This window comes from Pseudomonas sp. Leaf127 (genome assembly GCF_001423155.1).
Lineage (GTDB): Bacteria > Pseudomonadota > Gammaproteobacteria > Pseudomonadales > Pseudomonadaceae > Aquipseudomonas > Aquipseudomonas ovata.
Genome location: NZ_LMOA01000004.1, coordinates 13,386 through 26,505 on the forward strand (window position 1 = coordinate 13,386; position 13,120 = coordinate 26,505).

The 13,120-nt window shown below is 67.3% G+C and carries 1 protein-coding gene; it reads right to left on the bottom strand.

The genetic code is table 11. The annotated features are described in order from the left end of the window. Window positions 1-17 precede the first annotated feature (17 nt). The gene (locus ASF84_RS05000) at window positions 18-12,920 is read right to left on the bottom strand and encodes a non-ribosomal peptide synthetase (protein ID WP_056835893.1); all 12,903 of its coding nucleotides are present in this window, start codon (window positions 12,918-12,920) and stop codon (window positions 18-20) included. Window positions 12,921-13,120 lie beyond the last annotated feature (200 nt).

Consider the following 13,120-nt stretch of genomic DNA (forward strand, 5'->3'; position numbering starts at 1 on the left):
CTACACAGGGGTCACCGTTACAGCGCCTCCAGGCGGGACATCAGGTCGTCGAGGGCGCTGACTTTCTGTTCGGTCAGTGCCGTGCCGTCGAGTTGTTCGATGTGGCGGGCCAGTTCCTGCACCGTGCTGCACTCGAACATCGCCCGCAGTGGCACGCTGCGCTGCAGGGTCTGCTGCACGCGCGAGGCAATTTGTGTGGCCAGCAACGAATGCCCGCCCAGGTCAAAGAAGTTATCGGTGACGCCAACCCGCTCCACGCCCAGCACCTCACCCCAGATACGCGCCAGGGTGGTTTCCAGTCCGGTGGTCGGGGCCTGATAGTCGCTGACGCTGAACGCCAGCGCCGGCAGGGCCTTACGGTCGAGCTTGCCGTTGGGGTTGAGCGGCAGCTTGTCGAGCACCTGCCAGTGGCGCGGCACCATGTACTCGGGCAGGCTCTGCGCCAGGTGCGCTTTGAGTGCGTCAACGTCTGGCGTAGCGTTTTTGCCGACCACATAGCCGACCAGGTACTGGCCGGTGGCGGTGTGTTGCGCCGCCACGGCGGCGTCGTGCACCTGTGGCCACTGGCGCAGCCGCGCTTCGATTTCGCCCAGCTCGATGCGGTAGCCGCGAATCTTCACCTGATGGTCGACACGACCGACATACTCCAGCACGCCGTCATCACGACGCCGGGCCAGGTCGCCACTGCGGTACACGCGCTCACCCGGCGCGCCGAACGGATCGGGCAGGTACGCCGCCGCCGTGCGCGCCGGATCGTTGAGGTAGCCACGGCCGACCCCGGTGCCGGCAATGAACAGCTCGCCCTGGGCCAGGGTCGCCACGGGCTGCAATTCATCGTCGAGCAGGTACAGGCGATTGTTGTCGGTCGGCGTGCCGATCGGCAGGTAGCTGCCGGCGGTGGACGCCTGATCCACCGGGAACAGCGCCACGTCATCGGAGCACTCGGCCGGGCCGTAGGCGTTGACCAGGGTGATCGCCGGGTAGCGTTGCAACCACTGTTGCGCCAGCGCCGGGGGCATGGCCTCACCCGTAGGCAGCAGCCAGCGCAAGTGATCGAGCATGGCCGGCGGTTCGGCGAGCAGGCTCTGGATCAGCGACGGCACGCTTTCGAGCACGCTGATGCCGGTGTCCTGCACATGGCGCAGCAAGGCGGCCGGGTCGTGGGCGATCAGGTCGGGAACGATCTCGACGCGCGCACCGCACAGGGCAGCCGCGAGGAATTGCCACACCGAAATGTCGAAGCTTTGCGAGGCGGTCTGGGCGATCACCGACTGTTCGTCCAGGTTGAAATACGGCACCTTGCTCAGCTGGTTATTGAGCATGCCCGCCTGCTGCACCGCCACGCCCTTGGGCACGCCGGTAGAGCCGGAGGTGTAGATCACGTACGCCAGGTGCTGGCCGGTCACGGCGATGTTCGGAGACGAATCATCGCCCTCGCCGGCCTGGAGGTCCTCCCAGACCAGCAAGCGCGGCCGGCCACCGGCACAGCCCAGCTCTTCAAGCAGCTCTTCGGCCTGCTGGCGGCAGGCGGCGCTGCACACCAGCACTTGCGCGGCGCTGGTGTCGACGATCTGCGCCAGGCGCTGTTGCGGGTGCGCCGGGTCCAGCGGCAGGTAGCCGGCGCCGGCCTTGAGGGTGCCGATCATCATGCCCAGCAACGGCAGGCTGCGTTCGGCCATCAGCGCCACGGGCTGGTCGGGCTGCACCCCGGCCGCCCGCAACGCGTGACCCAGACGATTGGCGCGACGGTCCAGCTCGGCATAACTCCACTGCTCGCCCATGCAAGCGGCGGCGATGCGCTGCGGGTGGGCGGCCACGTTTGCTTCAAACAGCGGCACATAACCCTGTTGCAGCGGGTAGTCACGTTCGCTGCGGTTGCAGTCTTCGATCAGGAAGCGGCGCTCCTCATCAGCCACCAGCGCCAGCGCCGAGAAGTCCTGGTCGAAGCCGTCGGCCAGGGCCAGCAGCAGGCGCTGGAAGTCGCCCAGCAGGCGCTCGATGGTCGGGGCGTCGAAGAAGCGCCGGTCGTAGGACAGGTGCAGGCCCAGGTCGTCGCCGGGGTAGCAGACCACGGTCAACGGGTAGTTGGTGTGCGTGCGCCCGGAACCGGATCGGGCATTGAGGCCTTCGGCGCCTTGCAGCACGGTGGCGTCCACGGGGGCGTTCTCGAACACGAACAGGCTGTCGAACAGTGGCTGGCCCTTGGGCAGTTCGCTGCACTCCTGAATGCTCACCAGCGGCAGGTGCTCATGCTCGCGCAGCGCCAGGTTGCGCTCGAACAGTTGCTGCAACCACTGGCGCACGCTCAGGCGCTCGCCGGCGGCCGGCATCGGCACCCGCAGCGGAATACTGTTGATGAACAGGCCGACGCAATTTTGCATCTGCGGCAGGCTCGCCGGGCGACCGGCCACGGTAACGCCGAACAGCACGTCGCGCTCGCCGCTGTAGCGACGCAGCACCAGCGACCAGGCCGCTTGTGCGAAGGTATTGACGGTCAACTGATGCGCTTGCGCCAGTTCCTTCAGGCGCAGGCCTTGTTCCGGCAGCAGGCGGCTGTAGGCATCGCCGACGATCATGCCACCGTTGTCGTGCAGGATCGGCCGGTCGCTGGGGATCAGTGTCGGGCGTTCGAAGCCGCTCAGTGCCTGGCGCCAGTAGGTGCTGGATTGCTCCAGGCCCTGGTGATGCAGCCAGGCAATGAACTCGCGGTAGCGCGGCGGCGTGCTCAGGTTGGCCTCGCGGCCTTCGCCCAGCGCCTGATAGAAGGCGAAGAAATCGCCCATCATGATCGAGCGGCACCAGGCATCGATGAGGATGTGGTGGTTGCTCATGATGAACCAGTGGCGATCGGCGGCCAGGCGAATCAGGCGCAAGCGCAGCGGCGGCGTTTGCAGCAGGTCGAAGCCGGCCAGGCGCTCGGTCTCCAGCAGCGCTTGCAGGCGTGTTTCATGGCCGTCGGCGGGCAGCTCGCTCCAGTCAAGGAACTCGACGCCGTCACCGTCGCCGCGATGGATGATCTGCAGCATCTGCTCGCCGGTGTTCCACACAAACGAGGCACGCAGCGCTTCGTGGCGGGCTACGACCAGACGCCAGGCACGCTCGAAGCGTGGCACGTCGAGCACGCTGTCGATGCTGTAGCGGTCCTGCATGAAGTAGATGCCGGTGCCGGCCTCCAGCAGGGTATGCAGCAGCATGCCCTCCTGCATCGGGGTCAGCGGGAAAATGTCGTCAATGGCGTTGAACGGCAGCGGCAAGGCGTCCAGCTGCGGCTGGCTGAGGTGCGCCAGCGGGAAGTCCGATGGCGTGATGCCGCCGGCCTCGGGCGCCACACAGTGGGCGATCAGGGCGCGCAGTTCGGCCTGATAGGCAGCGGCCAGACGCTCGATGGTTTCCGGGCGGAACAGCTTGTCGCTGAAGGTCCAGCGCAGGGTCAGCTCGCCGCCGTACACCTGACCGTCGACGCTCAGCCAGTTCGGCAGTGCGGCATCCGGCGCATGCTGTGCACCGCCCGCCTCGTCCAGCGGCCGCAGCAGCGCGTCGGCAGCAAAGCCCTGGTCGAACTGGCCCAGGTAGTTGAAGGTGATCCGCGCTTCGGGCAATTCAGCCATGGCGCGACGGCTATGCGCATCGGCCAGATAGCTGAGCACGCCATGCCCCAGGCCCTTGTGCGGCACGCCGCGCAGGTGTTCCTTGATGGCCTTGAGGCTGGCGCCGAGATCACTGGCGGGTGTCAGGCGCAGCGGGTAGGCGCTGGTGAACCAGCCTACCGTGCGGCTCAGGTCGATGTCGTCGAACAACGCTTCGCGGCCATGGCCTTCAAGCTGCACCAGGGCCGAGTCTTGCCCGGTCCAGGCGCACAGGGTGCGGGCCAGCGCGGTGAGCAGCAGATCGTCAACCCGGGCGCGATAGGCCTGCGGGGCCTGGTTGAGCAACTGGCGGGTGGTGTCGGCGTCCAGGGTCAGGCTGACCCGGCGCGCATCGCGTTCCAGGTTCGGCTCACCGCTGAAATCCCGCGGCAGCTCGTTGTTTGCACCTTGCAACTGCGCCTGCCACCAGCCCAGTTCTTCACGCAGCGACTCGCTGCCGGCATAGGCTTGCAGGCGACCGGCCCAGTCACGCAGCGAACTGGTCTTGGCCGGCAGGTTGATTGTCTGGCCCTGTTCCAGTTGGCGATACACCGTTTGCAGGTCCTCAAGCAGCACCCGCCACGACACGCCGTCCACCGCCAGGTGATGGATGGCCAGCAGCAGACGCTGCGGCGTGCCCGGCACCTGCACCGCCCGCAGCAGCGGGCCGTGTTGCAGGTCGAGGCTGTGCTGGGCCTGTTCGAACAGCGCAAGACGCTGCGCAGCATCCGCCGCCTCATGCACCCAGAGCAGCGCCTGGGTGGCATCGTGCGCCGCGTATTCGGCCTTTGCCAGTGCGGTAAAGCGCAGGCGCAGGGCGTCGTGATGGGCCACCAGTGCTTGCAGGGCCTGCTCCAGCAGCGGCGCCTGCAGCGGCTGGGCGCTTTGCAGCAGCAGCGACTGGTTCCAGTGTTGCGGATTGCTTTGCGGCGTCTCGAAGAACCAGTGCTGGATCGGCGTCAGCGCCGTCTCGCCCAGCACCGGGCCCTGGTCGATGCTCAGGCGCTGGCTCTGTTTGGCGGCGGCGGCCAGGGTGCGTACGGTCTGGTGCAGGAACAGGTCCTTGGCGCTGAAATGCACGCCCGCCTGGCGCGCACGGCTGACCACCTGGATCGACAGGATCGAGTCGCCGCCCAGCGCGAAGAAGTTGTCGTCGATGCCGATGCGCGGCACGCCGAGCACCGATTGCCAGACCTCGGCCAGACTCTGCTCGACCGGATTGCGCGGTGCCTGGTAGTCGTTCTGGGCGGCGGCCAGGTCCGGCTGCGGCAGGGCGCGACGGTCGAGCTTGCCGTTGGCGGTCAGCGGGAAGCGCTCCAGCACCATCAGGTGCGCGGGCACCATGTGCTCGGGCAACGCGACCAGCAGCTGTGCTTTCAGCTCGGCAATCAGCTCATCGTTAGCCTGCGCCGACTCGGCCAGCAGGTAGCCGACCAGTTGCTTGCCGGACGGGCCGTCAAGCGCCAGCACCACCGCTTCACGGACGTTTTCATGGGCCAGCAGGCTGGCTTCGATTTCGCCCAGTTCGATGCGGAAACCGCGCACCTTGACCTGCTGGTCGATACGCCCGAGGTATTCCAGCTGGCCGTCGCGGCCCTGGCGCACCAGGTCGCCGGTGCGGTACAGACGCCCGCCCTCGGCACTGAACGGATCAGCGACAAAGCGTTCGGCACTCAGGCCGGCGCGGCCCAGATACCCCCGCGCCAGGCCGTAGCCGCCGACATACAGCTCACCACTGGCACCGGCCGGCACCAGCGCCAGGTCGGCGTCCAGCACATACAACTGGCGGGCGCCGACCACGCGGCCGATCGGCACGCTGCCCAGCCCTTCGGGCAACGTCTCGGGCGCGGCACAGGCGGTGGGCATGACCACGGTTTCGGTCGGGCCGTAGGCGTTGAATACAGTCTGCGGGCTGAAGCTGTCGCGCAGGGTGTGCAAGTGCTCCGGGGTCAGCGCTTCGCCGCCGGTGATGATCAGGCGCACCGGCAATTGCTCGTCGCGGCTGCGCAGCCACTGCGCCAGTTGCCCGCCGTAGCTGGGCGTAAAGCCCAGCACGTTGATGCTGTGGGTACGAATAAGACCGCAGATCGACTCGGCGTCCCACTGGCCCTGTTCGCGCAGCACCACTTCGGCGCCGAACAGCAGCGGCACCAGCAGGCGCTCGGTGGCGGCGTCGAAGTTGATCGAGTAGAAATGCAGCTCGCAGTCAGCCGGGTTAGTGCCGAACCGTTCGCCCACGGCCTGGCAGTGCATGGCCAGCGGGCCATGTTCCACGGCCACGCCCTTGGGCAGGCCAGTGGAGCCGGAGGTGTAGATCAGGTAGGCCAGATGCCCGGGCAGGCAACGCTGTGCAGGGTCGCTGCCCGGATAGCCGGCCAGCGCCGGCAAGTCCTGTTCCAGGCTCCAGGCGTAGACATTGCCCGGCAGCGGCGCGAGTTGCTCGAAGAGGATGTCGTGACCCAGCAACACGCTGATGTGGCTGTCTTCGATCATGTAGCGCAGGCGCTGCTGCGGGTATTCCGGGTCCAGCGGCACATAGGCGCCCCCGGCCTTGAGCACCGCCAACAGGCCGACCACCATGTCCAGCGAGCGGCGCAGGGCCAGGCCCACGCGCACTTCGGGGCCGACGCCCAGTTCGATCAGTCGATGCGCCAGGCGGTTGGCCCGGGCATTGAGTTCGGCGTAGGTCAGCGACTCGCCGGCGCAGGTCAGCGCCCGGCCGTACGGCGTGGCCTGGACCTGACGCTGGAACAGCGCCGCCACGCCGGGCGGGGTTTCGTTCAGCGCCGGACCACGGCCGCTGTCGAGCAAGGCCTGGTGTTCAGGGGCGCTCAACAGCGGCAGTTCGCTCAGGCGGGTGTCCGGTGCGTCGAGCATGGCGCGCAGCAGTTGTTGCCAGTGCCCGGCCATGGCTTCGATGCGCTCGGCGTCGAACAGGTCGGTGCTGTAGGTCAGGCAGCAGCGCAGTTGCGCGTCGAAGTCGGTGACTTCCAGGTTGAGGTCGAACTTGGTGGCGCGGGCATCATTGACCAGGTAGTCGACCTGCACGCCGCCGGCCAGCGTGCGCTGCTGCTGGAATTCCCAGCGCTGCACATTGCACATCACCTGGAACAGCGGGTTGAACGCGGCGCTGCGTTGCGGGTGCAGGGCTTCGACCAGATGATCGAACGGAATGTCCTGGTGCGACTGGCCGTCGATGGCCACCTGGCGCACCTGATCGAGCAGTTCGCTGACGCGCATCTGCCCGTGCGGCTGGATACGCAGCACCTGGGTGTTGAGGAACGCGCCGATCAGCCCTTCGCTTTCCGGGCGGATGCGGTTGGCCAGCGGCACGCCGATGCGCAGGTCGTCCTGACCGCCGTAGCGGTACAGCAACACGCTCAGGGCGGCGGTCATGGTCATGAACAGGGTCAGGCCGCGCTCGCGGTTGAAGCGGCTGACCTGACGGGCCAGTGCCTCATCCAGATCGAAGCGGTGCAGCTCGCCACGATGGCTCTGCACCGCAGGGCGTGGCCGGTCGGTAGGCAGGCTCAGCAGCGGCTGCTCGCCACCCAGTTGCGCCAGCCAGTACTCGCGCTGGCGTTGCAGTTCGCCGGCTTCCAGCCACTGGCGATGCCAGGCGCTGTAGTCCAGGTATTGCACCGGCAGCGGCGCCAGTGGCGATTCATGGCCTTCGACAAAGGCGCCGTACAGCGCCGACAGCTCCCGGGCAAAAATGTCCATCGCCCAGCCTTCGGTGACGATATGGTGCAGGGTGATCAGCAGGTGATGCTCCTGCTCGCCGCTGCGCACAAGGCAGACGCGCAGCAACGGGCCGTGTTCCAGGTCGAACGGTGCATGCGCCTGCTCATCGGCCAGGCGCTCGATACTCGCCTGCCGCTGGGCAGGCGACTGCGCGCTGATGTCCCGTTGTGCCATGCGCACATCGGACTGCGCCGCCACGCGCTGCCAGGGCTTGCCGTCAGCGCTGGGGAAGGTGGTGCGCAAGCTTTCATGGCGCGCAATCAAAGTCTGCAAGGCCCGCTCGAAGGCATCGATATCCAGCGCACCGCGCAAGCGCGCCATGCCACCGACGTTGTACGCCGGGCTGTCCGGGTCCAGTTGCCAGAGGAACCACATGCGCTGCTGCGAATACGACAGCGGCACGCGCAGAGTGCGGTCAATCAGCGCAATGGCGCCCTGGCGGTCGACCAGGCCATCGGCCTGCGCCCTGGTCACCCAGGCGGCAAAGGCTTCCAGGGTCCGCGATTCGAACAGGCTGCGCAGCGGCAGTTCGACACCGAAGGCCTGCCGCGCACGGGAGACGATGCGGGTGGCCAGCAACGAATGCCCGCCCAGTTCGAAGAAGTCGTCATCAAGGCCGACCTGTTCCAGTTCGAGCATGTCGCTCCAGATCGCCGCCAGTGCGCGCTCCAGCTCGTTGCGCGGCGCACGGTACTCACGTTGCGCAGCCTCCGGTTGCGGCAAGGCACGGCGGTCGAGTTTGCCGCTCGGGGTCAAAGGCAGTTCTGCCAGACGCAGCACATGCGCCGGGATCATCGGCTCGGGCAAGGCAGTGCGCAGCGCGGCACGAATGCGCTCGCTCAGTTCCACTGGCGACTCATCGCCATCGACCACCAGATAAGCCAGCAACTGCCCGCCGCCGGCGCCTTCGCCAAGAATCACCACGGCCTGACGCACGCCGGGCTGGGTAAGCATTTCACTGCGAATTTCGTCCAGCTCGATGCGCACGCCGCGCAGCTTGACCTGCTCGTCAAGACGACCGAGGTAGTCCAGCACGCCGTCGCTGCGCCAGCGCGCCAGGTCGCCGCTGCGGTACACGCGAGCGCCCTCTTCAGCCGGCAGAAAGCGGCTGGCGGTCAGCGCCGGCTGGCCGAGGTAGCCACGCGCCAGGGCGCTGCCGCCCAACAGCAGTTCACCCCGGGCACCGGGGGGTGCCAGTTGCCAGTCGCCCTCGCGAATCTCGGTGACCACATTGCTCAGTGGCCGACCGATCGGCACCCGTGCGCCGCGCTCTGCACCACAGGTCCAGTGGGTGACGTTGATGGCGCTTTCGGTCGGGCCATAACGGTTGTGCAGCGTCACATTCGGCAAGCGCTGCCGGATGCGCCGGCACAGTTCGGCCGGCAACGCCTCGCCACCGGAGAACAGGTGACGCAGGCTGGCGCAGTGTTCGACCTGATCTTCGTCGATGAACAATTGCAGCAGCGGCGGCACGAAGTGCAGCAGGGTCACGCCATGTTCGATCACCCGCTCTACCAGCCGCTGCGGGTCGCGGTGTTCGCCATTGGCAGCCAGCACCAGCTGGCTGCCAGAGATCAGCGGCAGGAAGCATTCCCACAGCGAAACGTCGAAGCTCAGTGGCGCCTTTTGCAGCAGCACGTCAGTCGGACCGACCGCATACTCGCGCTGCATCCAGTCCAGGCGCTCGACCAATGCGCCGTAGCTGTTGCCGACCGCCTTGGGCTGGCCGGTGGAGCCGGAGGTGTAGATCACGTAGCCCAGGGTGTGCGGGTGTACCTCGATGACAGGTGCGCTGTCGGCGCCCGGGCTGCGGGCGACATCGTCCAGCGCCAAGGTGACGATGCGTGCCGGTACGTCGAAGGTGTCCAGCACCTGTTGCTGGCCCAGCAGTAAAGCAATGGCGCTGTCGGCGAGCATGTACTGCAAGCGCTCACGCGGGTAATCCGGGTCCAGCGGCACATAGGCAGCGCCGGCCTTGACGAGGGCAACCACCGCGATCATCAACTCCAGCGAACGCTCGGCCAGCACGCCGACGCGTACTTCCGGGCCGACGCCTTGCGCTTGCAGACGCAGCGCCAGGTGGTTGGCCTGACGCTCGAGTTCGGCATAGCTCAGCGACTGGCCGGCAAAGCTCAGTGCGGTTTGCCCCGGTGTGCGGGCGGCTTGCAGTGACAGGCGCTGCGCCAGTTGCCAGCCCGGTTGCGGCTGCGGATTACGGCCCCAGCGGTGCAGTTGCCGGGAGGCTTGTTCAGCCAGCAACGGCAGGTCGCCGAGTGCCTGGTCAGGGTGGGCGCAGACCTGCTCCAGCAGGCTGACGAAGTGCCCGGCCAGGCGCTGGACGGTGGCGGCGTCGAACAGCGCGACGGCGTAGTCGAATGACAGGCGGATGCGCCCTTGCGGGTCTTCTTCGCTGTGCAGTTGCAGGTCGCACTTGGCCTCGCGGCTGTGCCACGGCAGCTCTTCGGCCAGCAGGCCGGGCAGGCGCTTGAGCGCATCGGTGTGGCGTTGCAGGTGGTTGAACATCACCTCGAAACCGGCTGCATCGCCGAGGGCAGCGGTAACCTGTTCGTAGTCGATCGTCTGATTGGCCTGGGCCGCTTGCACGCGGGCGCTGACCGCCCTCAGCAGGCTAAGGAAATCCTGGCGTGAATCAACCTGCACACGCAGCACCTGGGTATTGATGAAAAAGCCGATCAGGCCCTGGGTTTCGAGCAACGGACGGTTGGCATTGGGCACCCCGACGCGGATGTCGTGCTGGCCGGTGTAGCGTTGCAGCAAGGCCTGGAACGCGGCCAGTAACAGGCTGAAGGTGCTGACCCCACAACTGCGCGCCAGGCCCTGCACGCGCTCGCCCAGCGCCTTGTCCAGACGCAGGCCCAGGCGTTCGGCGGCCGAGGGCGTGGCGCTGCGCGGACGGTCCAGCGGCAAGGCCAGCGGCTCGCGCTCGCCCTCCAGGGCTTCGCGCCAGTAGTCGAGCTGGCGCTGTTGTTCGCCGGCATCGAGCGTGTCGCGCTGCCAGGCGGCGTAGTCGGCGTACTGGATGCCCAGCGGCGCCAGCTGCGGGTCCTGGCCCTGGCTGTAGCCGGCGTACAGGCGGGCGAATTCGTCCAGCAGAATGCCCAGCGACCAGCCGTCGGCGACGATGTGGTGCAGGGTCACCAGCAGCAGGTGATCCTCGTCGTCGAGGCTGACCAGTTTGATGCGCAACAGCGGGCCTTGCTCCAGGTCGAACCGGTTGTGCGCTTCGGCTTCCTGAAGCGTACGGGCGCGGGCTTCACGCTCGGACGCCGGGAGTTCGCTGAGGTCTTCGCGCACCAGTTCCCAGCCGCTATGACCGAGGATGCGTTGCAGGCCGATGCCGTCCTGTTGCCCAAAGTGCGTGCGCAGGGCTTCGTGGCGCGCGATCAGGGTGGTGAAGACGCGCTCGACTGCCACCACGTCCAGCTCGCCGCGCAGGCGCAGGCCGCCAGGGATGTTGTAGGCCACGCTGTCCGGTTGCAGTTGCCAGAGGAACCACAGGCGGTTCTGCGCCGCCGACTGGATCAGGGCGCCGTCGCGTGGCACCCGCGCAATGCCGGTGGCCGGTGCACGGCGACCTTCGACAGCGGCGGTGAATTGCGCCAGGGTCGGGGCCTCGTAGAGCGTGCGCAGTTGCACGTCCAGGCCCAGTTCGTCGCGCAGCTCGGCGATCATCTGGATGGCCTGGATCGAGTTGCCGCCCAGGCCGAAGAAGCTGGCCTCGGGGCTCAGGGTCTCGACCTTGAGCGATTGGCACCAGGCATGCTGAATGCGTTGTGCGAGGGTCTGGACATTGACTGTCTTGGTTGCAGCCGCCTGTTCGCCCAGACGCCACAGGGTCAGCGCCTGCAGGGTGCCGTCCTTGAGCTGCGCGGCGCAGGCCGAGCGCTGCAACTTGCCGCTGGAGGTCTTGGGCAGGCTGCCCGGTTCCAGCAGGGCCACCAGCGCCGGGGCTTCGTGATGCACCTCGGCGACGGCCTGGCGAATCTGTTCGATCAACTGCCCGGGCGCTTGCTGGCTGTGCGCGCGGCGCCCGACCTCGGCGGCAACGCCAAAGGATTCGACGCCGTCGTGCTGCACGGCAAACACCGCGACCCGGCCCTTGCGCACCGCGTCGATGTGGCGTTCGACGGTGCGCTCGATGTCCTGCGGGTACAGATTCTGGCCGCGTACGATCAGCATGTCCTTGATCCGCCCGCTGACGTACAACTGACCCTGATGCAGGAAGCCCAGGTCACCGGTGCGCAGCCAGTGGCCACCGTCGCGCTCAAAGAACGCCTTGGCCGTGGCTTCGGGGTTGCGCCAGTAGCCACAAGCGATGCTCGGCCCGCCGCTGCAGATTTCGCCCACCAGGCCTTCACCCAGCGCTGCACCGGTCGCGGTATCGACGATCAGCACCGGGTGCTCCGGCTGTGGCCAGCCGCAACTGGCCAGGGTGCTGCCCTGCCCCGGCACGGCCCGGTGGGCACCCAGCGCCTCGGCGTCCAGCTGCAGACTGTCGATGCCCTGCCCCGGCCGGCTGCCGGTAACGAACAGTGTGGCCTCGGCCAGGCCGTAGCTGGCCAGGTAGTGGCTGGCATCAAAACCACAGGCGGCAAAGCGTGTGGCAAAGTCCTGCAGGCTGTCCTGGCGGATCGGTTCGGCGCCGGAAAAGGCCACGCGCCAGTGGCGCAGGTTCAGTTCAGCCCGCTTGCTGTCGTTGATGCGCTCGCAGCACAGGCGGTAGGCGAAGTCCGGGCCACCGCTGATGGTGCCGCCGAAGCGGCTGATCGCGTCCAGCCAGCGCAGCGGGCGTTCAAGGAAATACTGCGGCGACATCAAGACCACGCCCACGCCGCTGTAGATGCCTTGCAACAGGCCGCCGATCAGGCCCATGTCGTGGTACAGCGGCAGCCAGCTGACGATCACGTCACCGGCGTCGATGGCATAGCCCTGGCGGATCAGGAACGAGTTGGCTTCCAGGTTGGCATTGCTGACCTGCACGCCCTTGGGCGTCGAGGTGGAACCGGAGGTGTACTGCAAGAAAGCGATGTCGCCGGCCGCTGGCGTGTGGGCTGTCCAGGCACCGGCGGTCTCGCCGGCCAGCTCATCGACGGCCAGCAGCCGGGGCAGGCGCGTGCCGTGCTGCGCTTCGGTTTCACCCAGGGCCGGCAGCAAGTGCGTCGTGGTCAGGATCACGCTTGGCTCGGCGTCCGCCACGATCGACAGCAGGCGCTCCAGGTGCTGGGCGCGGGTCGACTCCGGCGGGTAGGCCGGCACCGCGATCACCCCGGCGTACAGGCAGGCAAAGAACGCCGCCACGTAGTCCGGGCCGCTGGGCAGCAGCAACAGGGCGCGCTCGCCGGGCTGGAACTGGCGGTGCAGGGCCTGGGCGATAACCTGCGCCCGGGCATCGAGCTGGCGGTAGGTGAGCACCAGGCCGTCTTCGCGCTGGCCATCGAGAAACCGCAAGGCCGGTTCATCGCCACGCCGCACGGCATGGCGCATCAAGGCGTGAGCCAGAGTTGTCGGGCGCTCGAAGAAGTTTGCCATCGCTGTACCTGTCCTCAATCCATGCGTGGGGCACGGCGCTCTGTATCAGCCTGCGTGGCTGGGAGACGACCGCGTTTACATGCAGTTGAAGACGGGCAACGCGTGAAAAAAATTAGCCCGTGATGATGGCCAGGAGTGCACCGGCGAGGCGCACAGGCGGCCTGTAATAGCACAAAAATGGCACTTTACTAATAATCTAA

What these genes read in the sequence shown, in the direction of transcription:
- ASF84_RS05000 (WP_056835893.1), bottom strand. Translation starts at nt 12,920, where the DNA reads ATGGCAAACTTCTTCGAGCGCCCGACAACTCTGGCTCACGCCTTGATG.